Here is a 22,353-nt window from a genome sequence, read left to right as displayed (position 1 = left end):
GTCACGCGCCGGGAACGAGGTCCCCGGCCGCGTCCAGGAGTGCGGCGGCCTTGGTGCGGCCCTGGTCGGTCAGCGGCAGCAGCGGCGGGCGGACGTGGCCGGAGGCGATCAGGCCCCGCTCGGCCAGCACCGCCTTGATCGGTGCCGGGTTGGTCTCCACGAACACCAGCTCCACCAACGGGTGCAGCCGGTAGTGCAGGTCGATCGCCTCCTCGGTTCTCCCGTCCACATAGGACTCGTACATCCGGGCGAGGGCCCCGGGCGCGAGGTTGGCGACCGCGCTGACGAAACCGACGCCGCCGATGGCCAGCAGCGGCAGGCACAGCAGCTCGATCCCGGACCACATCAGGAAGTCCCGGCCCGCCAGGTTGAGCACGTGGGAGAAGTGCTCGAAGTCCTTGGTGGTCTCCTTGATGCCGACGATGTTGTCGTGCGCCTTGCGCAACCGGGCCACTGTGGACGGATCGACGCTGACCGCGGTGCGGCTGGGCACGTTGTAGATGACGATCGGCAGGTCCGGGTACTCGGCGGCGACGGTGGAGTACCAGGCGAACAACGCGTCCTGCGTCGGCCGGGCGTAGTAGGGCGTGATGACCAGGGCGATGTCGGCGCCGAGGTCGCGGGCGCAGCCGGTCAGCTCCAGGGTCTCGTCCAGCTTCGCCGATCCGGTGCCGGGCAGGAACGGCACGCTGTCGGCGGTCTCCTCGGCGACGACGCGCAGCGCCCGCTTGCGCTCCTCCAGGGTCTGGGCGCTGGGCTCCCCCGTCGACCCGCCGGTGGAGATGCCGTGCGAGCCGTGCGCCAGCTGCCAGCGGACCAGGCTGCGCAGCCCGTCCTCGTCGAGTTCGCCGTCGGCGGTGAACGGTGTGACGACCGGGGCGATGGACCCGCGCACCTGCGCGGGATCGGCGCGGAACTTCATGGCTTCCCCTCCGGTTCGGCCTGCAACGAGGCGATGGCGGCGTGCGCGGTGCGCAGCGTGTGCTCCCGGGCGAACTGCTCGACCACGGCCTCCGGCGACCGGGTCTCGACCAGCCGCAGCAGCGCCTCGTGCTCGGCGAAGGATTCGGCGTAACGGGCGGGCACCAGCGCGAAGCTGGACCGCCGGATCAGGTCCAGTCGCGACCACTCCCGCTCCAGCACCGCAAGCAGGTGCGTGTTCGGGCTGGCCGCGCACAGGGTGCGGTGGAAGTCGCGGTTGAGCTCGGTGTAGGCGCGGGCGTCACCCTGCTCGGCCTTGCGCTTCAGTTCCCGGTTGATGCGCCGGGCGCTGTCCAGTTCGGACTCCCCGATGAGGGCCGCCCCGGTGGCGGTCGCGTACCCCTCCAGCAGCGCCAGGGTCTGCATGCTGTGCAGGTACTGGTCCGGGTCGATGGAGGTGACCTGCGCCCCGACGTTGCGCTGGTACTGGACGTAACCCTCGGCTTCCAGCCGGCGGACCGCCTCCCGCACCGGGACCACGCTCATGTCCAGCTCGCGCGCGATCTGCTCCAGCACGAGCCGTTCGCCGGGCGGCAGCGCGCGGTCCACGATCCGCTGCCGCAGGTGCCGGTAGGCGGCCTCGGACTTGGAGCCGCCGTGCGCCGCGGTCACTGCTGCTCCACCCACTTCCGGTAGCGTTCCTCCCACTCCCCGCCGAGCGGGTAGAGGCCCTCGACGCGGTGCCCGGCGTCGACCTGCTGGTGGATGAAGCGCTCCTGGCGCTCCTGCTCGGCGGCGTCGGCCGCGATCTCGTCGACCAGCCGCGGCGGCAGCACGACCACCCCGTCCTCGTCGCCGACGAGGACGTCGCCGGGCTCCACCAGCGCGCCACCGCAGGCGACCGCGACGTCGTCCTCCCAGGGCACGTGCCGGTTGCCGAGCACGGCGGCGTGCCGGGCGGCGGCGTAGGTGGGGATCTCCAGGTCGGCGAACGACCCGCTGTCGCGCACCGCGCCGTCGGTGACGATGCCCGCGCCCCCGGCGCGCTGCACCCGCAGCGCCAGGATGTCGCCGATGGTCCCGGCGCGGGTGTCCCCGCGCGCGTCGATGACCAGCACCTCACCCGGGCGAATCGTGTCTATTGTGGACTTCTGCTTGTTGTAACCGCCGCCGTGCGCGGCGAACAGGTCCTCGCGCAACGGCAGGTAGCGCAGCGTGCGGGCGCGGCCGAGCAGCCGGACACCGGGACCGCAGGGCCGCACGGACTCGATGAAGGCGTGGTGGATGCCGCGCTTGCGCAGCTGCGCGGACAGCGTGGCGGTGGCCACCTCGCGCAGCAGCCGTTCGGTCTCCTCCGACAGCCCCAGCCCTTCGGGCCTGCCGAAGGCGTCCTGCCGGTCCTTCTCGGAGAGCTTCGGCAGGGCACCGGGGGCGGCGAGCGGCCGTTCGGTGTCGGCGATCTCGGTCCGCAGCCGTCCGGCGTCGCCGACCTCGACCTCCACCACGTCCCCGGGTTCGACCACCGGCGCACCCGCCGGGGTGCCGGTGAGGATGATGTCGCCCGGTTCCAGGGTCAGCGACCGGGACAGGTCCGCGATCAGGTAGTCGAAGCCGAACAGCAGCCCGGCGGTGCTGTCGGACTGCACCAGCTCCCCGTTGACCCACAGCCGGACCGGCAGATCGTCGAGGTCCACAGTGGAGGGATCGAGGACGGTCGGGCCGACCGGGGTGTACCCGTCGGCGCCCTTGCTGCGCACGTTGGACCCGCGGTCGGCGTGGCGCAGGTCGTAGCAGCCGATGTCGTTGGCCGCCACGATGCCGCCGATGTGCTCGGCCGCCGACGCGAGCGGCACGTCGCGGGCCGTCCGGCCGATGACGACCGCGACCTCGGCCTCCACGCCGAGCGCCCGCGCGCCGCGCGGGCGGTGCGCGACACCACCGTCGGCGGCCAGCGAGGACGGCGGTTTGAGGAAGTACGACGGCTCGGCGGGCTGCCGCCCGCGTTCGGCGGCGCGGCTGCGGTAGTTCAGGTGCACCGCGATGATCTTGCTGGGCGCCAGCCCCAGGGGATGCGGCACCGGATCCTCCCGTCCTCGGTTCGTCGCGGGCCGATGATGCCCGCGCATCAGATATGATGTCAACGATCGCGCCGCCGGTCTCGAACACGAAAAACGTTGAGCCGTGCGAAATCTATCCAGTGTTGACCAAGCCGACGTGATCTGCGTAACCTGCCGACAACGCCAATCATATATGATCTTGGTAGGTGCGCATGCCTGTCCCCGTTCCCGACGTGGTCCGTGCGGCCGATGCCGAACTGGTCGTCACCGACCTGCGGCGATCCCGCTGGTTCTGGGTGGACGTGCTCGGCTTCGTACCCATCGAGGAGGACGACGAGGTCGTCTACCTGCGCGGTTACGAGGAGTTCCTGCACCACAGCCTGGTCCTGCGCCAGGGCGCGCGGGCGGGGTTGCGCCGGCTGGCCTACCGGGTGCGCACGCCGCAGGACGTGGGGCGCGCCGCGGACTTCTTCGCCGCGGAAGGACTGCCCGTCCAGGAGGTCCCCGCCGGGGCGACCCGCGGCATCGGCGAGGCGGTGCGGGTCGAGGACCCGCTCGGCTTCCCCGTCGAGTTCTTCCACGCCGCCGAACGCGGACCGCGCCTGGTGCAGCGCTACGAACTGCGCCGCGGCGCGGAACCCTCGCGCATCGACCACTTCAACGTGATGACCCCGGACGTGCGCGCCGCGCACGACTTCTACGCGCGCCTGGGGTTCAGCACCTCGGAGACCATCGAGGACGACGAGAACCTCTACGCCGCCTGGATGTTCCGCAAACCGACCGTGCACGACATCGCCTTCACCGGCGGCGCGGGGCCGCGACTGCACCACATCGCCTTCTTCGTCCCCGAGTCGCACCACATCCTGCGCATCTGCGACATCCTCGGTTCGCTCGGCGAGCACCCGCACATCGAACGCGGCCCCGGTCGGCACGGCGTGTCCAACGCCTTCTACCTGTACCTGCGCGACCCGGACGGCCACCGGCTGGAGCTCTACACCAGCGATTACTACACCGGCGACCCCGACCACGAGACCTACCGCTGGGACGTGCACGACCCCCGGCGCCGCGACTTCTGGGGCCACGACGTGGTCAGCTCCTGGTACCGCGAGGGCTCCACCGCCCTGGGCCTGGACGGTCGGCCGAAACCGCTGGTCCACCCGGCGGCGTCCGAGGAGACCGTGCACGTCGGCGCGGACGGCCTCGGCGTCGTCACCGAAGCCCAACTCCGGTCCTGACAGGACGGATCCGCTGTGACCACTCCCGCGCCCGACCACGCCCGGCGCGCCCGGCTGGCGAGCATGATCGGCACCACCATCGAGTGGTACGACTACTTCCTCTACGGCACGGCATCGGCGCTGATCTTCGGACCGCAGTTCTTCCCGGACCTCTCGCCCACCGCGGGGAAGCTGGCCGCGTTCTCCACGCTGGCGATCGGCTTCATCGCCCGCCCGCTGGGCGGCGTGCTGATGGGCCACTTCGGCGACCGCCTCGGCCGCAAGTCGATGCTGGTGTTCTCGCTGCTGGTGATGGGCGGTTCGACGGTCGCCATCGGCCTGCTGCCCACCTACCGGACGTGGGGCGTGGCCGCCCCGCTGGCGCTGGTGGCGTGCCGCCTGGTCCAGGGCCTCAGCGCGGGCGGCGAGTGGGGCGGCGCGGCGCTCATGGCCGTCGAGCACGCCCCGGCCGGGCGGCGCGGGCTGTTCGGTTCCTACGCCCAGGTCGGCACGCCGCTGGGGATGATCCTGTCCTCGCTGGTGTTCCTGGCGGTGCGCTCGTCGGTCACCGCCGAGCAGTTCACCCGGTGGGGCTGGCGGATCCCGTTCGCGCTGAGCCTGCTGCTGGTGCTGCTGGGGCTGTACATCCGGCTGCGCGTGGTGGAGAGCCCGGTGTTCGCCGAGGTCCGGGCGCAGCAGCGGCAGGCCCGGATGCCGCTGACCCGGCTGCTGCGGCACCAGCCCCGGCAGGTGCTGATCGCCACCTTCACCTTCGTCGGCAACAACACCCTCGGCTACATCTTCATGGTCTACCTGGTCAGCTACACCACCGAGCAGCTGGGCCTGAGCCAGCGCACCGCGCTGCTCAACCTCGCGGCGGGCTCGGTGGTCTGGCTGGTCACCAACATGTTCTTCGGGCACCTGTCGGACCGCATCGGCCGCCGCGCCACCTACCTGTGGGGCACCGCGCTCAACCTGGTGTGGGCGTTCCCGATGTTCTGGCTGATCAACACCGGCACGGCGGTGCTGGTGCTGCTCGCCCAGGCGGTGCACCTGCTGGGCGTGTCGGCCACCTACGGCCCGCAGGCGGCGCTGTTCAGCGAGCTGTTCCGGCCGGAGTGGCGCTACTCGGGCGCCTCGCTGGCCTACTCGCTCGGTGCGGTGCTCGGCGGCGGATTCGCGCCGATGGTCTGCACCGCGCTGTTCGACCACTTCGGCACCACGACGGCGATCTCCGGCTACATGGTGGTCGTGTCCCTGATCAGCCTGGTGGCCATCGCGGCGATCCCGCGCCACCTCGGCAGGTCCGCGAGCGCACCCCGGAACGCGGCCCCGACGACCGGCCGGGAACAGCCGTGAACCCGTTGTCCGGCAGGACGTTCGCCACCACGGCCGTCCCGGCTCGTCCGGAGAGCTGATCGTCGGCGGCGCTGCACTGCCCGGCGGGTGAACACCGGCGGCTCCATCATGAGCGCATGGACGTCGAGGAAGTGCTGCTGCCCGGGGTGGGGTTGCGCTACGAGTTCACCACCGCGGACGGGCGGCGGATCGGGGTGGTGGCGCGGCGCGGTGGCGGGTTCGAGTTCGTCTCCTACCCCGGCCACGACCCGGACGAGGTGCACCCGCTGTTCCGGCTGACCACCGAGGAGGCCGAGGCGGTCACGGAGATCCTCGGGGCGCCGCGGATCGCCGAGCGCTTCGCGGACCTGACCCGCGAGGTGCCCGGCCTGGAAGCCGGTCAGGTGGAGGTCACCGCGCGTTCGGCGTTCGACGGCCGGACGCTCGGCGAGACCCGGGCCCGCACCCGCACCGGCGCGTCCATCGTGGCGATCGTGCGCGGCGAGGACGTGATCGCCTCGCCCGGCCCCGGCCAGCCGCTGCGGGCCGGCGACATCCTGGTGGTGATCGGCACCCGGCAGGGCATCACCGGGGTGGAGAGCATCCTCGCGGGCTGAGACGTGCACACCTCGGTCGCGCTGCTGCTGGAGCTCGGGGCCGTGCTGGCGGTGCTGGGTGTGGCCGGCACGGTCACCCGGCGCTTCGGCGTGTCGCCGATCCCGCTGTACCTGCTGGTGGGGCTGGCGATGGGCGAGGGCGGGATCGCGCCGCTGCCCGCGGCGGGCGACTTCGTGCGCATCGGCGCGTCGATCGGGGTGGTGCTCCTGCTGCTGACGCTGGGCCTGGAGTTCTCCGTCGACGAGTTCACCGTGACGTTGCGCAGGCACGTGCCGTCCGGCCTGGTCGACATGGTGCTCAACGCGCTGCCCGGGGCGGTCGCCGGGGTGCTGCTCGGGCTGGACGCCACCGGGATCGTGGCGCTGGCCGGGATCACCTGGGTGTCGTCGTCCACGATCGTCTCCCGGCTGCTGGACGACCTGCGCCGGCTGGCCAACCGCGAGACCCCGGTGGTGCTGTCGATCCTGCTGCTGGAGGACTTCGCGATGGCCGTGTACCTGCCGGTGCTGGCGGTGCTGGCCAGCGGTGGCTCGCCGCTGCGCGGCGCGGTCAGCGTGTGCGTCGCGGTCGGCGTGCTGCTGCTGGCGCTGGCCGCGTCGCGCCGCTGGGGTCACCGGGTCGGGCGGCTGGTCGACGACCGGGACGCCGAACAGCTGCTGTTGCGGATCGTCGGGCTGGCGCTGGTCATCGCGGCGGCCGCCGAGCTCGCCGGGACGTCGGCCGCGGTCGGCGCGTTCCTGGTCGGGCTGGCGCTCACGGGCCCGCTCGCCGACCGGGTGCGCACCATCGTCGCGCCGCTGCGGGACCTGTTCGCCGCCGCGTTCTTTCTGGCGATCGGGTTCTCCGTCCCGCCGTCCACGCTGCTGCCCGCCCTGCCCGCGGCCTGCCTGCTGGCGCTGGCCTCGGCCGCGACGAAGGTCGCCACCGGCTGGTACGCCGCCCACCGGGGCGGTTCGGGCCCGCGAGGGCGGCTGCGGGCGGGCAGCGTGCTCATCGTGCGCGGCGAGTTCTCCATCGTCATCGTCGGTCTGGTCACCGGCCCCGGCGGCGAGCTGGTCGCGCTGGCCACCGCCTACGTGCTGCTGCTGGCCGTGGCGGGACCGCTGGTGACGTGGTGCTTCGGCCCGCCCGGACCGGCAGTGCGGTGACTACCGCGTCGGCTGCGCCGCCCCGGCCCGGTGCACCGCCGCGGTGACCTGGGTGCGCGCCACGAGCCGTCCCCGGTGGAAGACGGCGCGGTCCTCCGTCGCCCCGGCCACCGCCTCGGCGACGTCGGCGGCGCGGACCGCCAGCAGCTCGGCGGGGTCGCCCGGCCGCAGCCCCACCGGGGGCAGCCCGAGCACGGCGCGGGCCCGGTCGGAGACCGCGGCGTAGGCGTCCTCGGGCGTGAGGTGCCCGGCGCTGACGAGCAGCGAGGAGATCTCGAACGGGTCGGCGCGGCCGACGGCGTTGAACGGGTCGCGCCAGTTGTCGCCTCCCGCGGCCAGCACCACCCCGGCGCGGCGCAGCACGTCGATCGCGGTCAGAGCGCGCGGCACCCGCGTCGGGTCGTGGCGGCCCTGCAGGAAGAGGTTGGTCTGCGGGCACGTGATCACCGCGACCCCGGCCGCCGCGGCGTCGGCGGCGACCCGCTGCGCGGTGGCCGGGTCCTGCTGGCCGAGGCTCACGCAGTGCGAGGCGGCCACCCGGCCGCGCATCCCGGTGCGCGCGGTCTCGGCGACCAGCTCGCGCAGCGAGAGCACGGCCGGGTCGGTCGTCTCGTCGGTGTGCAGGTCGACCATCCGCCCGTACTGCCGCGCGGCCGCCAGGTACTCGCGCGCCGCCTGCGCCGGGTCCGGGTCCTCGTAGGGCAGCCCGCCCACGACGTCGGCGCCCATCCGCAGGCCCTCGTCGAGCAGCGCGCGGGCCGCCGCGCCCTGCGCGCCCGACACCGGCCCGACGAAGCAGACCACCTGCAGGTCGACGAGGTCGGCGTACTCGCGCTTGAGGTCCAGCAGCACGCGCAGCGACCGGTTGCGGGTGCCCTCGTTGCAGTCCACGTGGGTGCGGATCGCCGTGTAGCCGTGCCGGACCGCGAGTTCGACCGCCCGGCCGGCCCGGCTCCGCACGTCCTGCTCCGTCATGGTCGGCGCGATCGCCTTCATCGCGTCGACCGCGCCGTCGAGATCCCCGGCGGGGTTGAGCACGCGACGTCCGAGGAACGCCTTGTCGAGGTGCGCATGGGTCTCCACGCCGGACGGCAGCAGCAGGTACCCGGTGAGGTCGAGCTGCTCGGCGCCCGCGCCGCCGCCCCCGACGGCCGCGATGCGGCCGTCCCGCAGCAGCACGTCGGCCCGGCGACCGTCCGGCAACGTCGTGCCGCGCAACAACAACCCGGCACCGCCGCCCCCGGCCGCCGCCGCGGAGTCCACATCGGACGTTCCGGACGAACACGCCGCGATCCCGGCACTGGCCAGCGCCGTCAGGACGACGGCGCGGCGGGACACCCCGGATTCGGACGAAACTGCCATGTCAGCCCTTCGGTCGGATGGGCGAACGCCGCCCCGGGAGCATCGCGGAGGCTCCCTCCTCTCCGGCCGGGCAGCAGAACCGTAGCCGCGCGGGCACACCGCGTGACACCGCCGATCGTTCGACGTCCGCGCCGCCGTGCGGCGCAATCACCGGAAAAACTGCTGTCCGCTTCGCGCAGTCCCAAAGAAATTCGCGAGCCGTTGCGCGTTGACGGGCGTTCTTGCCGTCCATACAGTTCGGTCCACACAACGACCCGACCCGCCGAAAACCCAGGTGGGGCCCCGGTGTTCGACGTGCGGGAACGGTGCTTCACCATCTTTCCCGCCGCGAAACACCTCGCCCGGAGGGGAGACCACCGCATGTCCGGATCCGTGACCGGCGCCCACCTCGGCTGGCGCCGAGTCCTGCGGCGCAAGCCGATCAGCATGCTCAACGCCGAAAGCGGTGCGGACACCGGCGGTGGCGAGCTGCGCCGCGGCATCGGCACCGCACGGCTGACCATGATCGGGGTGGGATCCACGGTCGGCACCGGGATCTTCATCGTGCTCAACGAAGCGGTGCCCAAGGCCGGGCCGGCCGTCGTGCTCTCCTTCGTGCTCGCCGGCATCACCGCCGCGCTGACCGCGCTGTGCTACGCCGAACTCGCCTCGGCGATCCCGGTCGCGGGCGCGTCCTACACCTACGCCTACGCCACGCTCGGCGAGATCATCGCCTACGTCGTGGGCGCCTGCCTGCTGCTGGAGTACGGCGTCGCGACGTCCGCGGTCGCGGTGGGGTGGGGTGAGTACCTCAACGCGCTGCTCGGCGACACGGTCGGGTGGCAGCTGCCCGCGGCGCTGAGCGCGCCACCGGGCGACGGCGGGATCGTCAACGTGCCCGCGGCCGTGCTCGTCGCGCTGTGCTGCGTGCTGTTGATGCGCGGCGCCAAGGAATCCGCGACGATCAACGCGATCACCGTGTGCATCAAGCTGGGCGTGCTGCTGCTGTTCGTGGTGGTGGCGCTGCGGGCGTTCGACAGCGCCAACCTGCACCCGTTCACCCCGTTCGGCATCGCGGGCATCGGCACCGCCGCGTCGACCGTCTTCTTCTCCTACATCGGCATGGACTGCGTCTCCACCGCCGGCGAGGAGGTGCGCAACCCGCGCCGGACGCTGCCGCTGGCGATCTTCTGGTGCATCGTGATCGTCACGACGATCTACATCCTGGTCGCCCTGGCCGGGGTCGGCGCCCAGCCGTGGGGCAGGTTCGAGGGCCAGAGCGCGGGTCTGGCCGCGATCCTCGGCGACATCACGCACGCCGGCTGGCCGGCGATCCTGCTCGCGGCGGGCGGCGTCGTGTCGATCTTCGGGGTCACGCTGACCACGCTGTACGGCCAGACCCGCATCCTGTTCTCGATGGGCCGCGACGGGATGGTGCCGAAGTTCTTCCACACCGTGCACCCGCGCCGCCGCACCCCCATCCGCAACACCGCGGTGGTCTCGGCGTTCGTGGGACTGCTGGCCGCGGTCGTCCCGCTGGACACGCTGGCCAACCTCACGAGCATGGGCACCCTCGTGGCGTTCACCGTGGTGTCGATCGGCGTCATCGTCCTGCGCCGCACCCGGCCGGACATGTACCGCGGCTTCCGGGTGCCCGGCTACCCCGTCGTCCCGGTCCTGAGCGTCGCCGCCTGCGTCTACCTGATCGTCGAACTGCCGTGGGAGACCTACCTGATGTTCGTGATCTGGATCGGTCTGGCGCTGGCCCTGTACTTCGGCTACGGCATCAAGCACAGCAAGCTGGCCGCGCTGCCCGAGGACGCGAACGAGGCGGCGGCGCAGTAGCCGCGCCCCGGGCGCCCGGCCGACGATGGAGCGGTGCGAGGACGAGCCGTGGTGCACGTGCGCCTCGACCGGCGGCTGTGGTTGTTCGCGGCACCCCGCAACCGCGTCGAGCGGATCGAGGTGTCCCACGACGGCACCGGCACGCTCGGGCACCTCACCGAGTCGCTGGGCGTCCCGCTGACCGAGGTCGGCTCGCTGCGGGTGGACGGCCAGCCGGCCCGGCCGGGTGAGCAGCCCGGCCCCGGCGCGACGGTCGAGGTGCGCCCGGTGGACCGGCCGCAGCGCGTCCCGCCCCGCTTCGTCCTCGACGTGCACCTGGGCAAGCTGGCGCGGCGGCTGCGGCTGCTGGGCGTCGACGCGGCGTACCGCAACGACGCCGCGGACGACGAGCTGATCGAGCAGGCGGCGCGGGAGGACCGGGTGCTGCTCACCCAGGACCGCGGGATCCTGCGCCGCCGGGCCCTGCGGTGCGGCGCGTACGTGCGCGGCAGCGGACCGGCCGAGCAGCTGGACGACGTGCTGGACCGGTTCGCGCCGCCGCTGGCCCCGTGGACCCGCTGCACGCTGTGCAACGGCGCCCTGGAACCGGTGCCCAAGCACGAGGTGGTCGACGAGATCGAGCCGGGCACGCGCCGCTGCTTCGACGACTACGCGCGCTGCGCCGCCTGCGGGCAGGTGTACTGGCGCGGGGCGCACGCGCGCCGGATCAACGCGATCATCCGCTCCGCGTCTGGCGGAACCGGCTGACCGCGCCGCCGCGGCGTGCCATGCTCGCGAGCATGGGCAACGACTTACCGATCTGCGTGCAGTGCGGCGTGCAGTACCCGCAACCGCGGGAGACGTGCTCCATCTGCGACGAGGAACGCCAGTTCGTCCGCTGGGACGGCCAGCTGTGGACCTCCCTGGACGAGATGCGCGCCGGTGAGCACCGCTGCCGGATCGAGGACGAGGGTCCGGGCATCACCGGCATCGGCTCCGAACCGTCGTTCGCGATCGGCCAGCGGGCGCTGCTCGTGCGCGCGGCGTCCGGGAACGTGCTGTGGGACTGCATCCCCTACCTCGACGACGAGGTCGTGGCCCGCGTCGAGGAACTCGGCGGGTTGACCGCGATCGCGATCAGCCACCCGCACTACTACAGCACCATGGTCGACTGGGCGCAGACGTTCGACGTCCCGGTGTACGTGCACGCCGCCGACCGGCAGTGGGTCCCGCGCCGGGACGACCACGTGGTCTTCTGGGAGGGCGGGACCCGCGAGATCGCCGACGGGCTGACCCTGGTCAACCTCGGCGTCCACTTCACCGGTGGCAGCGTGCTGCACTGGCGGGACGGCGAAGCCGGCGCGGGCGCCCTGCTGTCCGGCGACATCGTGCAGGTCGTCGCGGACCGCCGGTGGGTCAGCTTCATGTACAGCTACCCGAACCTGATCCCGGAGCGCCCGGCGGTGATCCGCCGCGCCGTCGACCTGCTGCGCCCGTACCGCTTCGAGCGGATCTACGGCGCGTGGTGGCGCCGGATCGTCGACTCCGACGCCGAGGCGGTGGTGCGCCGCTCCGCCGAGCGCTACCTGCGGATGGTCGCCGAGGAGTGACCGGTGGCCTGGTCGAGCACGGCCAGGTAGCCCTTGGCGTGGCCGTCGACGTTGGGGTGGAACGACTCGGTCAGCGGGTTGCTCGGCCCGTTGATCCACTCCTGGTCGCTGCACACGCCGTGCCCGTCGAACACCTGGCGCGGGTCGGCGAAGGTGAACCCGGCGGCCTCGGCGCGCCCGGAGATGACCTCGTCGAGCGCGTCGGCGCCCTCGTTGATCCGCTTGCGCTTGGTCGCGCTGTAGCCGGGGATCCCGCAGTCGCCGAGGTCGTTGATGCGCGGATAGCCCAGCACCACGACCTTCGCGTTCGGCGCCGCCTTGCGGATGTTGGCGTAGGTGGTGTCGAGCTTGGCGGGCAGTTCGCCGCGCGCCTTGTCCTCACCCGCCGCGACGGCCTTGTCGCAGGCGTCGTCGCTGCCCAGCAGGCAGCTCTCCATGGTCTTGCTGAAGCCGACGTCGTTGCCGCCGACCGAGATCGTGACCAGCGTCGTGGAATCGCTGAGCGAGCCGAGCTGCCCGGAGTTGACGTCGTCGGTGACCGCACCGGAGCAGGCGTCGAAGGAGAACTTCGCGGCACCGTGCTCGTCGGCCCACAGCTGGGGGTACGCCTTGGGCCCGCGCTTGCAGTCCCCGCTGTCCGGGAAGTAGTCGCGCGTTCCGACCCCGGAGGCGTAGGAGTCGCCCAGGGCGACGTACTCGGTGGCGGGCGCGGCCAGCGCGGGAACGGCCGCGGCGGTGCAGGACACGGCTAAGGCGGACGCCGCGACAGCGGCGGCCTGCGGCAGGTGACGCATGCTTCCTCCGGAGGACAACGAGGCGCGAACATCACCGATTCAAGAAGAATCCGCCGCCATGACGGGAAAACTGGCGTATAGCCGCCAGACCGGTCCACCGCCCGCGACGCGCGTTCGGCCGTTCGGCTCCGCCGCGCTGCGCCGAACGGCCGCTCGGTGACCACAGTGGACCGCGTCCGTCGAAGCGGTCCTTCGCACTGCGTCCGCGCCCCGGGGTACCTACGCTGTCCACCGCCCATCCAGGTGAGGCGAGGAGCGACGCGATGACAACCACACGCACGGATCTCTGGCCGTGGCGGCGCATCTTCGTCGTGGGACTGCTGCTGTGGGCGCTCAGCGTGGTGGTCACCGCGGTCACCGGGAACCCGACCCTGCTGCCGACCGTGGTGCTGCTCGGGAGCTTCCTGGTGCCGGTGACGTTCGTGGCGTGGGCGACCGGGCGGGACGCCGCCCCGGCGTTCACCCTCGCCCGCGTCGCGGAGGCGTTCGTGGTCGGCGGTGTGCTCGGCGTGCTCGCCGCGTCCCTGCTGGAGCAGTACCTGCTGTCCCCGTCGGCGTGGATGTACCTCGGGGTCGGGCTGATCGAGGAACTGGTGAAGGCGTTGGCGCTCGTCTTCGTCGCGCGCGGGCTGACGCGGTACACGATGCGCGACGGGCTGGTGCTGGGCGCGTCCGTCGGTTTCGGCTTCGCCGCCTTCGAAAGCGCCGGCTACGCGCTGAACTCGCTGATCACCGTGCAGGGACTGTCGCTGTCGCAGCTGGTGGAGACCGAGCTGCTGCGCGGCATCCTCGCCCCCGTCGGCCACGGGCTGTGGACGGCGATCCTGGGCGCCGTGCTGTTCGCCGCCCGCCACGAGCACCGGCGCTGGCGGATCACCCGCGGCGTCGTGCTGACCTACCTGGGCGTCACGATCCTGCACGCCCTCTGGGACGGCATGCACGGCATCGCACTGCTGCTGGTCATGGCGCTGACCGTGACCCGGCGCCAGCAACTGCTGCTCCAGCTGGGCTACCTGCCGGAGCCGACCGGTGTGCAGGTCCACCTGTTCACGCTGTTCAACTGGGTCGGGCTGATCGTCGTGGCCGTGCTCGGCCTGGCGTGGCTGTCCGCGCTGCGCCACCGCGTCGAACGGGAAGACGGCCCCCGTTAGCACCTTTCGGGCCGAATGCGAACATCCATCGATCGAATCGATGTTCGCGGCCCGTGCCGCGGCGGATCCGGGGAGAGGGGCGGATCGTGCAGATCCTGTGGGGACTCGTCGGCACGGTGGTCGTGCTGCTGCTGGCGTTCGCGTTGTCCACCGACAGACGAGCCATCCGGCCGCGCACGGTGCTCGGCGCACTGGCCATCCAGGTCCTGTTCGCCGTCGTCGTGCTGCGCTGGGACCTGGGCAAGCAGGCGTTGAGCGCGGTCGCGAACGCGGTGCAGCGGGTCATCGACTCCTCCAAGGAGGGCATCGACTTCCTGGTCGGGCCGATCCTGCCCGCGCAGGGCACCGTGGTGGCCTTCCAGGTGCTGCCGATCATCGTGTTCGTGGCGTCGCTGACCGCCGTGCTCTACCACTGGAACATCCTGCAGTGGGTGGTGCGAATCATCGGCGGCGGTTTGCAGAAGGTGCTGGGCACCACCCGGGCGGAGTCGCTGAACGCCACCGCGAACATCTTCCTCGGCCAGACCGAGGCGCCGCTGGTGGTGCGTCCCTACCTGGCGAGCATGACGCGTTCGGAGTTCTTCGCGGTGATGGTCGGCGGCCTGTCGACCGTCGCCGGGTCGGTCATGGTCGGCTACGCGATGCTCGGCGCCAAGCTGGAGAACCTGATCGCGGCGAGCTTCATGGCCGCCCCGGCGGGCATGCTCATGGCCAAGATCATCATGCCGGAGACGGAGAAGCCCAGCACCGACAGCACCGAGGTGGCCGAGGCGACCTCCGAGACCGCCGACGCCGCCGCGGACGACGAGGCGGAGGCGAAACCGCGCAACGTCATCGACGCCGCCGCGGCCGGTGCCTCGGACGGACTCCGGCTGGCGCTCAACGTCGGCGCCATGCTGTTCGCGTTCGTCTCGCTGATCGCGCTGGTCAACCTGATCGTCGGCGGGCTCGGCGGGCTGTTCGGGCTGCACGGCCTGACGCTCCAGCAGATCCTCGGCTACCTGTTCGCGCCGGTGATGTGGGTGATCGGCGTGCCCTGGCACGAGGCGGTGGCCGCGGGCGGGTTCGTCGGCGAGAAGCTGGTGATCAACGAGTTCGTGGCCTTCGCCGACTTCGGCCCGCAGATCGGCCGCTTCAGCGAGAAGACCGCCACGATCATCACCTTCGCCCTCACCGGCTTCGCCAACCTCGGTTCGCTGGGCATCCTGCTGGGCGGTCTCGGCGGACTGGTGCCGAGCAGGCGCGGCTGGATCGCCCGGTACGGCATCCGGGCGGTGCTGGCCGGGACCCTGGCCAACCTGCTCAGCGCCACCATCGCGGGCGTCCTGGTGTGATCAACGGCGGACTATTCTGACGCCGACCCGGCAGATCGAGTGGGGGACGCAGTGGGTGGTGGACCAGTCGGCGCGCCGCGCGGCGCGGCCAAGCAGCACCGCACGGTCAGCCGGGTCACCACGATCCTGGAGACGGTGGCCGCCGATCCGCACGGCGTGCGCCTCAACGTGCTCGCCGGCGTCCTGGACGCCCCGAAGACGTCGGTGCACGGCCTGGTCAAGGGCCTGGTGGCCACCGGCTACCTGCACGAGCAGGACGGGGCCTACCACCTCGGCCCGGCGGTCGGCGCGCTGCTCGCCCCGACCGCCGGGCCGCTGGTCGAGGCCGCCCGGCCGACGCTGCGGCGGCTGCGCGCGGAGTTCGACGAGACGGTCATGCTGGCCGCCCTGGTCGGCGACTCGGTGGTGTACCTGGACACCGTCGAGTCGACCCAGGTCATCCGGTACTCCGCCCCGCTGCGGCGGCGCCGTCCGCTGTACCCGACGAGCTCGGGCAAGTGCCTGCTGGCGCACCTGGACCCGCAGCAGCGGGACGCGCACCTGCGGGAGCACTTCACCGACCCCGCCGAACGCGAACGCGTGCAGCGCGAGCTGGCCGACGTGGTCGCCGACGAGGTCGCCTACAACCGCGGCGAGACGGTCCCGGACGTCTCGGCGGTGTCCAGCGCGGTGCTCGCCCCGCGCACCCCGGCCGCCGTCGCCGTCGCCGGGCCGACCTCGCGGGTCGCCGACCGGCTCGACGCCATGGCGGACGCGGTCCGCCGGGCGGCCCGGGAGATCACGCGTCGGCTACGTTGAGCGAACACCCCGTCGCGTTCCGCCACCGCCGGGCTACGATCGGCGTCGACCACTCGGCCGGATGGACTAGGCCGACAGGACGTTTCGGCGCAGCCGGGACGGCCTGTCGGCCGATCCGCCCGGAGGTCCGCACCCCTAGGGTGGTCGCGTCCACCGCCGCGCCGTGCGCGGCAGCACCCAGCTCGGCAAGGAGGTACCGCCCGTGGAACAGGTGGTTCTGCTCGACGACTCCGGTCAGGCGATCGGAGTCGAGGACAAGGTCACCGTCCACCACCTGGACACGCCGCTGCACCTGGCGTTCTCCTGCTACGTCTTCAACGACCGCGGTGAGTTCCTGCTCACGCAGCGCGCGCACCACAAGCGCACCTGGCCGAGCGTGTGGACCAACACCTGCTGCGGTCACCCCGCCCCGGGCGAGTCGATGCGCGAGGCGATCGTGCGCCGGCTCGGCGAGGAGCTGGGCCTGGTGGTGCGCGATCTCCGGTTGGCCCTGCCGCGCTTCCGCTACCGGGCGGTGATGCCCAACGGCGTGGTGGAGAACGAGATGTGCCCGGTGTTCGTCGCGTTCACCGAGTCGGACCCGGCGCCGAACCCCGACGAGGTCGCCGAGACCCGCTGGGTGGAGTGGAAGCGCTTCAGCGAGGACGTGCTGGCCGACCGCGCCGAGATCTCCCCGTGGTGCGCCCAGCAGGTCCGGGAACTCGCCGAGCTCGGCGCCGAACCGACCCAGTGGCCGCAGGGCGCCGAAACCGACCTCCCACCGGCCGCGACGCGCTGAGTGCCTGTCTTTGAACCTGCTCCCGGAAGGGGTATGGCAAGCGGCGTGAGCCGCTTTCTCTTTCGGTGAGTATGCAAGCAACTTGCACCGCCGCGGGTTCTCAGCGGTCGTCTCGCGAGGACAGCCCCGACGCCGTGTATTGGACATACAAAAGGAGGGGCTCCCACAGCCGAGACGGCCGCTGAGGTTCCGCTCCCGGCACCGCCACGCACAACGAGTTCAACGACAGGCTCAGAGACCGGTGCCCGTCTTCGAACTCCGCGCGCGGGGGTTCGAAGACGGGCGCTCAGCCCAGCCGCTCGCCTTCGGTCTCCGGCAGCAGCAACGCCAGCGCGGCGGTGAGCACGAGGAACCCGACGACACCGGCCACCACCACCGTGAAACCCGCCGCGCTCGCCAGCAGGAACCCGATCACCGTCGGCGCGACCGCGTTCGCGACGCGTTGCCCGGCGATGCCCCAGCCGTAGGCGGTGGCGCGCACCGAGGTCGGGTACAGCTCGCCGAACCAGGTGTTCCACACGCCCCACGCGCCCAGGCTGAAGAAGGCCAGCAGGAAGTTGCCCGCGTACAGCTGCGCCAGCGACGTCGCGGCGGCGAACAGCGCTCCGCCCGCGCCCGCCCCCACGACGTAGGCCACGAACACCTTCTTGCGGCCCCAGCGCGCGGTGAGCAGTGACGCGGAGACGTACCCGGGGAACATCAACAGGGCGCTGAGCGCGATGAACCCCAGGCTCGACGACAGCGACAGCCCGCGTTCGGCCAGCAGCGTCGGCAACCACGTCTGCAATCCCCAGTAGGCCCACGCGAACACGAAGTTGATCAGCACCTGCAGCGCCGTGCAGCGCCCCAGGCGTCCCCGCAGCAGCTCCAGCGGTTCGGCCCGCCCGCGCCCGGGAACGGTCAGCCGGACGCTGTCCGGGATGTCGACGCCGCCGAGCCGGCGCAGGGCGCGCCGGGCCCGCTCCTGCCGCCCGGTCATCGCCAGCCAGTACGGCGACTCCGGGACCCAGGCGAGCACGACGAAGGCGCACAGCGCACCGCCGGCGCTGACGGCCAGGTACAGCCGCCAGTCGGTGTCGGCCAGCAGTGCGGCGAGACCGGTGGCCACCAGCAATCCGACCGGCCAGCCCGACGCCAGGTACACCGTCGCCTTCCCGCGCACCCGGACCGGCATCAGCTCCTCGAAGTACGGGTAGGTGATCGAGTGCGCGCCCGCGTACAGCAGCCCCGCGCAGAACCGGAACGCCAGCATGGTCGAGTACGTCGGCGCGAACGCCGTGCAGGCCGCCAGCACGCCGTAGGCGAGCATGCTGAGCACGAACGTGCGGCGACGGCCGATCCGGTCGGCGACCGGTCCCCACAGCAGGACACCCGGGATCGTGCCCAGGAACAGCGCGGAGATCAGCGTGCCGACGCCGGTCTGGTCGATGCCCAGATCCCGTTCGACGCCGCCGGCGACGTAGACCATGGCCTGCAACTCCCACGAATCCACCGCGGTCGCCACGAACAACCCCGCGCCCGCGAGCACGTGCCTGCGCGTCAGCCGCATGTCCTGGAAGACCTCACCCACCTGCCTGGTCGACTGGAGCGCTCGCATCGTTCCTCCCACCGGTTGGCGTGTGGGCGAGCAAGCTACGCCGCCGGACCGGCGGCGGTCCGGGCCGCGTGCACAGCACCGAGCGGTGCGGTGTGCACGCGGCCCAGACCGCGGTTTGGGCGGCTCCCTACGGTCGCGGACATCACCGATCCGACCTGAGGGAGTCACAGATGACCTACCGGGTCTCGATGGACATCGGCGGGACCTTCACCGACGTGGTGGCCTACGACGAGGCCACCGGCACCTACGCCGCCGCGAAGTCCTCGACCACGCCGCACGACCTCACCGAAGGGGTGTTCAACGCGCTCGGCGGCGTCGGCGCCGACCCCGCCGAGATCGCGTTCACCGTGCACGGCACCACCCAGGGGCTCAACGCTTTCCTGCAACGGCGCGGAGTTCCGGTGCTGCTGCTGGCGACCGAGGGGACCGGCGACGTCTACCAGATCGCCCGCGGCAACCGGAACCGGCTGTTCGACGTGCACTACCGCAAACCCCGGCCGCTGGTGGAGCGCAGCGCGACCGCGGAGATCGGCGGACGGCTGGACCACTCCGGTCGCGAGATCGCGCCGCTGGACGAGGACGCGCTGCGCGCCGCGGCGGCCCGGTTCCGCGCCGAGGACTTCGGGGCGATCGCCGTGTGCTTCCTGTTCAGCTACCTGAACCCGGCCCACGAACGCCGCGCCGCCGAGGTGCTGCGCGCCGAACTCGGCCCGGACGCGCCGATCTCGCTGTCCCACGAGGTGGCGCGCGAGTGGCGGGAGTACGAACGCACCTCCTCGGCGGTGGTCGAGGCGTACACCGCGCCGGTGGTGCGCACCTACCTGTCCCGGTTGGAGAAGGAGTTCGCCGAACGCGGCCTCGGCGTCCCGGTGCACGTGATGCAGTCGTCCGGCGGCATCGTCAGCGCCGAGACCGCCCGGCGCGCACCGCTGCAGACGCTGTTGTCCGGTCCGGTCGGCGGGACCATGGGCGGTGTCGCGCTGGCCCGGTCGCTCGGCCGCCGGAACCTGATCTGCGTCGACATGGGTGGCACGTCCTTCGACGTGTCACTGGTCGTCGACGGCAGGCCGGACGTGTCCACCGAGGCCGAGCTGGAGGGCTTCCCGCTGCTGATGCCGGTGGTCAACATCCACACCATCGGCGCGGGTGGCGGCTCGGTCGCCCACGTCGAAGGCGGTGGCCTGCGGGTCGGACCGGAGTCGGCCGGGGCGGATCCCGGACCGGCGTGCTACGGGCGGGGCGGCACCCGGCCCACCGTCACCGACGCCAACTGCGTGCTCGGCCGCGTCGACCCGGACTGGTTCGCGGGCGGCCACCTGCGCCTGGACGTCGACGCCGCGCGCCGAGCTCTGTCCACTGTGGGCGACGAGCTGGGGTTGGACCCGGTGGAGCTGGCCGAGGGGGTCTGCGACGTCGCCAACGCCAAGATGGCGCAGGCGATCCGCACGCTCACCGTGGAGCAGGGCATCGAGCCCAAGGACTTCAGCCTGGTCGCCTTCGGCGGGGCGGGCGCGATGCACGCGGCGTTCCTGGCCGCGGAACTGGGCATCGGCGAGGTCGTCGTGCCCCGCTGGCCCGGCGCGTTCTCGGCCTGGGGGATGCTGGAGACCGACATCCGCAAGGACTTCTCCCGGCCGCACTTCGCGCCCGGCGCCGACCTCGACGGCGCGGAGATGTCCAGGGCGGTGCGCGACCTGGAGCACCAGGCGCTGGAAGCGCTGGCCGAGGAGGGCGTTGCCGAGGAGCACCGCCGGGTCGAGCACGCGGTCGACGTCCGCTACGTCGGCCAGCAGTACACGTTGCCGGTCGCGCTCCGCGACACCGAGGAACCCGCCGAGGCCGGGTTCCTCGACGACGTCCGCGCGCGCTTCTCCGCGTTGCACGAACGCCGCTACGGGCACGCCAACCCGGCGGCGCCCGTCGAGTTCGTCGCGCTGCGCACCACCGCGTTCGGCGAGCTGCCCCGGATCGCCGCGCCCCGCGTCGCGCCCTCCGACGCCGAACCGCCCCGCACCACCGGGCGGGTGGTCTTCGACCGCGAAGCCCGCGACACCCCGGTCTTCCGGCGCGACGACCTGCCCGCCGGCTTCACCGTCGAAGGTCCGGCGGTGGTCGTGGAATCCACCGCCACGACCGTCGTCCCACCGCGGTTCCGCTGCGCCGTCGACGACAGCGGCGCGCTCGTGCTCACCCCGGGAGGTGCCCGATGATCGACCCGATCACGACCGAGATCATCCGCTGCGCGCTGGCCAACGCGGCGGAGGAGATGAACACCGCGCTGATCCGCAGCGCCTACACCCCGGTCATCTACGAGGGGCGCGACTGCGCGGTGGCGCTGCTGGACGCCGACCACCACGTGCTCGGCCAGTCCTCGGGCCTGCCGATCTTCCTCGGCAACCTGGAGGTCTGCACCCGGCACACCGAGGAGGTCTTCGGCCGGGACGTGTGGCGGCCCGGGGACGTCTGGCTGCTCAACGACTCCTACATCGGCGGCACCCACCTCAACGACGTCACCGTCTACGCACCGGTCTTCGACGGCGACGAGTTGGTCGGCTTCGCCGCATCGCGCGCGCACTGGCTCGACGTCGGTGCCAAGGACCCGGGCACACCGATGGACTCGACGTCGATCCACCAGGAGGGACTGCGCCTGGGACCGGTGCGGGTCGTCGAGGGCGGGCAGGACCGGACCGACGTGCAGGACGTCATCGCCCGCAACGTCCGCTTCCCCGACTCGGCGCTGGGCGACCTCGGCGCGCAGATCGCCTGCGCGCGCACCGGCCAGCGCCGACTGGTCGAGATCGTCCGCCGGTGGGGCCGGTCCACACTGGACGCGGCCCGGGACGCGATCTTCGCGCAGACCGAACGCATCGAACGCGACCTGGTCGCGGCGATCCCGGACGGGGTGTACGAGGCCGCGGGCCACCTGGACAACGACGGCATCGACCTGGACCGGCCGTTGCGGGTCGCGGTGCGCGTGGCGGTCCGCGGCGAGCGGATGGACATCGACGTCACCGACTGCGCCGACCAGGCGGCCGGACCGGTGAACTGCGGTGCGGCGCAAGCGGTCTCGGCCTGCCGGGTGGCGTACAAGCTGCTCGTCAGCCCGCAGGTGGCGCTCAACGGCGGCTCGTTCCGGCCGCTGGGGGTCCGGGTGCGGGAGGGTTCGATGCTCGGTGCGACCGACCCGGCCGCCTGCGGCTGGTACTTCTCCCACCTCGGGCTGCTCATCGACCTGGTGGTGCGCGCGCTGGCCCCGGCGATGCCGGACCGGGTCGCGGCGGCCAGCTACGGCGACTCGATGATCGTCCAGCTGTACGGCTCGGATCCCCGGACCGGCCGGGACTTCGTCAGCCTGGAGGCGACGGTCGGCGGCTGGGGGGCCTGGCAGGGCAGCGACGGCGAGAGCGCGCTGATCAACAACGTCAACGGCTCGCTGAAGGACATGCCGATCGAGGTCTTCGAGACCTGCTACCCGGTGCGCGTCCGCCGCTACGCGATCCGCCCGGGGTCCGGCGGCGCGGGGCGCTGGCGCGGCGGCAACGGCGTGGTCCGCGAGTACGAGCTGGACGCCGACACCGCGCTCTCGCTGTGGTGGGAGCGCTCGACGACGCCCGCCTGGGGGCTCTTCGGCGGCGGGACCGCCGCGCCACCGGAGGTCGTCGTCAACCCGGGCCGACCGGACGAACGCCGGGTGCTGAAGGTCAACGGCCTGCGCCTGCGCGCCGGCGACGTCATCCGCTGCAGCAGCGGCGGAGGCGGCGGCGTCGGCGACCCGGCCGACCGCTGCCCCGAAGCCGACGCCGAGGACCGGCGGAACGGGTTGGTGTAGC

19 protein-coding genes are annotated in these 22,353 nt (G+C 72.4%); 13 read left to right on the top strand and 6 right to left on the bottom strand.

Going from position 1 to position 22,353, the window contains the following annotated elements; translation table 11 throughout:
• Position 1: 1 nt before the first annotated feature.
• From dapA to NV263_RS09670, 3 genes are read right to left on the bottom strand one after another with little or no spacing between them, the layout of a single operon-like run.
• Positions 2 to 922 (bottom strand): 4-hydroxy-tetrahydrodipicolinate synthase, encoded by a 921-nt coding sequence (gene dapA, locus NV263_RS09680; protein WP_263252330.1) that lies wholly within the window; start codon positions 920 to 922, stop codon positions 2 to 4.
• Complete coding sequence (locus tag NV263_RS09675; protein WP_263252329.1) at positions 919 to 1,608, bottom strand: GntR family transcriptional regulator; 690 nt, start codon at positions 1,606 to 1,608, stop codon at positions 919 to 921. Before NV263_RS09675 ends, dapA begins: the two co-directional genes overlap by 4 nt.
• Positions 1,590 to 2,999 (bottom strand): fumarylacetoacetate hydrolase family protein, encoded by a 1,410-nt coding sequence (locus tag NV263_RS09670; RefSeq protein ID WP_263252327.1) that lies wholly within the window; start codon positions 2,997 to 2,999, stop codon positions 1,590 to 1,592. Before NV263_RS09670 ends, NV263_RS09675 begins: the two co-directional genes overlap by 19 nt.
• A gap of 191 nt (positions 3,000 to 3,190) precedes the next feature.
• On the opposite strand from NV263_RS09670, the gene hpaD reads away from it, so the two are divergent.
• From hpaD to NV263_RS09650, 4 genes are all read left to right on the top strand, one after another.
• Positions 3,191 to 4,213, top strand: a complete 1,023-nt coding sequence (gene hpaD, locus NV263_RS09665; protein ID WP_263254144.1) for a 3,4-dihydroxyphenylacetate 2,3-dioxygenase — start codon at positions 3,191 to 3,193, stop codon at positions 4,211 to 4,213.
• Between the two features lie 15 nt (positions 4,214 to 4,228).
• Positions 4,229 to 5,551, top strand: coding sequence for an MFS transporter (locus NV263_RS09660; protein WP_263252326.1), 1,323 nt, complete (start codon positions 4,229 to 4,231; stop codon positions 5,549 to 5,551).
• 116 nt (positions 5,552 to 5,667) lie between these two features.
• Positions 5,668 to 6,147: a cation:proton antiporter regulatory subunit gene (locus tag NV263_RS09655; protein WP_263252325.1), complete on the top strand. Its 480-nt coding sequence runs from the start codon at positions 5,668 to 5,670 to the stop codon at positions 6,145 to 6,147.
• Between the two features lie 3 nt (positions 6,148 to 6,150).
• Positions 6,151 to 7,296 carry a cation:proton antiporter gene (locus NV263_RS09650; RefSeq protein ID WP_263252322.1) on the top strand — a complete coding sequence of 382 codons (1,146 nt, stop codon included), beginning with the start codon at positions 6,151 to 6,153 and terminating at the stop codon, positions 7,294 to 7,296.
• Here the strand turns inward: NV263_RS09650 and NV263_RS09645 are convergent, their stop codons facing one another.
• On the bottom strand, positions 7,297 to 8,658 hold the full coding sequence (locus NV263_RS09645; RefSeq protein WP_263252321.1) for an amidohydrolase family protein: 1,362 nt from the start codon (positions 8,656 to 8,658) through the stop codon (positions 7,297 to 7,299).
• A 360-nt stretch (positions 8,659 to 9,018) separates the two neighbouring features.
• On the opposite strand from NV263_RS09645, the gene NV263_RS09640 reads away from it, so the two are divergent.
• The 3 genes from NV263_RS09640 to NV263_RS09630 are packed head-to-tail and all read left to right on the top strand — an operon-like array spanning position 9,019 to position 12,071.
• Positions 9,019 to 10,482: an amino acid permease gene (locus NV263_RS09640; protein ID WP_263252320.1), complete on the top strand. Its 1,464-nt coding sequence runs from the start codon at positions 9,019 to 9,021 to the stop codon at positions 10,480 to 10,482.
• A 33-nt stretch (positions 10,483 to 10,515) separates the two neighbouring features.
• Positions 10,516 to 11,229: a Mut7-C ubiquitin/RNAse domain-containing protein gene (locus tag NV263_RS09635; RefSeq protein WP_263252318.1), complete on the top strand. Its 714-nt coding sequence runs from the start codon at positions 10,516 to 10,518 to the stop codon at positions 11,227 to 11,229.
• A 32-nt stretch (positions 11,230 to 11,261) separates the two neighbouring features.
• Positions 11,262 to 12,071, top strand: coding sequence for an MBL fold metallo-hydrolase (locus tag NV263_RS09630; RefSeq protein ID WP_263252316.1), 810 nt, complete (start codon positions 11,262 to 11,264; stop codon positions 12,069 to 12,071).
• Here NV263_RS09630 and NV263_RS09625 read toward each other — a convergent pair.
• Entirely contained in the window at positions 12,044 to 12,865 is an 822-nt protein-coding gene (locus NV263_RS09625; protein ID WP_263252315.1) for an SGNH/GDSL hydrolase family protein, read from the bottom strand. The two genes, NV263_RS09630 and NV263_RS09625, sit on opposite strands and share 28 nt — an antisense overlap.
• Positions 12,866 to 13,128: 263 nt before the next feature.
• Between NV263_RS09625 and NV263_RS09620 the strand changes: the two genes are divergently transcribed.
• The 4 genes from NV263_RS09620 to idi all read left to right on the top strand — a co-directional run bounded on the left by NV263_RS09620 (position 13,129) and on the right by idi (position 16,926).
• Positions 13,129 to 14,016, top strand: coding sequence for a PrsW family intramembrane metalloprotease (locus NV263_RS09620; RefSeq protein ID WP_263252313.1), 888 nt, complete (start codon positions 13,129 to 13,131; stop codon positions 14,014 to 14,016).
• Positions 14,017 to 14,069: 53 nt separating this feature from the next.
• Positions 14,070 to 15,350, top strand: a complete 1,281-nt coding sequence (locus NV263_RS09615; RefSeq protein WP_263252311.1) for a NupC/NupG family nucleoside CNT transporter — start codon at positions 14,070 to 14,072, stop codon at positions 15,348 to 15,350.
• Positions 15,351 to 15,401: 51 nt separating this feature from the next.
• Positions 15,402 to 16,148 (top strand): IclR family transcriptional regulator, encoded by a 747-nt coding sequence (locus NV263_RS09610; protein WP_263252310.1) that lies wholly within the window; start codon positions 15,402 to 15,404, stop codon positions 16,146 to 16,148.
• 202 nt (positions 16,149 to 16,350) lie between these two features.
• On the top strand, positions 16,351 to 16,926 hold the full coding sequence (gene idi, locus NV263_RS09605) for an isopentenyl-diphosphate Delta-isomerase (protein ID WP_263252309.1): 576 nt from the start codon (positions 16,351 to 16,353) through the stop codon (positions 16,924 to 16,926).
• 286 nt (positions 16,927 to 17,212) lie between these two features.
• On the opposite strand, the gene NV263_RS09600 is transcribed toward idi, so the two are convergent.
• A complete protein-coding gene (locus NV263_RS09600; RefSeq protein WP_263252308.1) occupies positions 17,213 to 18,523 on the bottom strand; it encodes an MFS transporter in 1,311 nt (436 codons plus the stop codon).
• A 170-nt stretch (positions 18,524 to 18,693) separates the two neighbouring features.
• Between NV263_RS09600 and NV263_RS09595 the strand changes: the two genes are divergently transcribed.
• Positions 18,694 to 20,733 carry a hydantoinase/oxoprolinase family protein gene (locus tag NV263_RS09595; protein ID WP_263252306.1) on the top strand — a complete coding sequence of 680 codons (2,040 nt, stop codon included), beginning with the start codon at positions 18,694 to 18,696 and terminating at the stop codon, positions 20,731 to 20,733.
• Positions 20,730 to 22,352: a hydantoinase B/oxoprolinase family protein gene (locus NV263_RS09590; protein ID WP_263252305.1), complete on the top strand. Its 1,623-nt coding sequence runs from the start codon at positions 20,730 to 20,732 to the stop codon at positions 22,350 to 22,352. The genes NV263_RS09595 and NV263_RS09590 overlap by 4 nt, the downstream gene beginning before the upstream one ends.
• Position 22,353 lies beyond the last annotated feature (1 nt).

Source organism: Saccharopolyspora rosea, from assembly GCF_025643595.1.
Lineage (GTDB): Bacteria > Actinomycetota > Actinomycetes > Mycobacteriales > Pseudonocardiaceae > Saccharopolyspora > Saccharopolyspora rosea.
Note: the sequence above shows the minus strand (reverse complement) of the source record. Positions and strands in the feature narration are given on the sequence as shown.

Coding starts and splice junctions, on each gene's coding strand:
- NV263_RS09645 (WP_263252321.1), bottom strand. CDS start 8,658: ATGGCAGTTTCGTCCGAATCCGGGGTGTCCCGCCGCGCCGTCGTCCTG.
- NV263_RS09620 (WP_263252313.1), top strand. CDS start 13,129: ATGACAACCACACGCACGGATCTCTGGCCGTGGCGGCGCATCTTCGTC.
- NV263_RS09590 (WP_263252305.1), top strand. CDS start 20,730: ATGATCGACCCGATCACGACCGAGATCATCCGCTGCGCGCTGGCCAAC.
- NV263_RS09595 (WP_263252306.1), top strand. CDS start 18,694: ATGACCTACCGGGTCTCGATGGACATCGGCGGGACCTTCACCGACGTG.
- NV263_RS09655 (WP_263252325.1), top strand. CDS start 5,668: ATGGACGTCGAGGAAGTGCTGCTGCCCGGGGTGGGGTTGCGCTACGAG.
- dapA (WP_263252330.1), bottom strand. CDS start 922: ATGAAGTTCCGCGCCGATCCCGCGCAGGTGCGCGGGTCCATCGCCCCG.
- NV263_RS09600 (WP_263252308.1), bottom strand. CDS start 18,523: ATGCGAGCGCTCCAGTCGACCAGGCAGGTGGGTGAGGTCTTCCAGGAC.
- hpaD (WP_263254144.1), top strand. CDS start 3,191: ATGCCTGTCCCCGTTCCCGACGTGGTCCGTGCGGCCGATGCCGAACTG.
- NV263_RS09630 (WP_263252316.1), top strand. CDS start 11,262: ATGGGCAACGACTTACCGATCTGCGTGCAGTGCGGCGTGCAGTACCCG.
- NV263_RS09625 (WP_263252315.1), bottom strand. CDS start 12,865: ATGCGTCACCTGCCGCAGGCCGCCGCTGTCGCGGCGTCCGCCTTAGCC.
- NV263_RS09640 (WP_263252320.1), top strand. CDS start 9,019: ATGTCCGGATCCGTGACCGGCGCCCACCTCGGCTGGCGCCGAGTCCTG.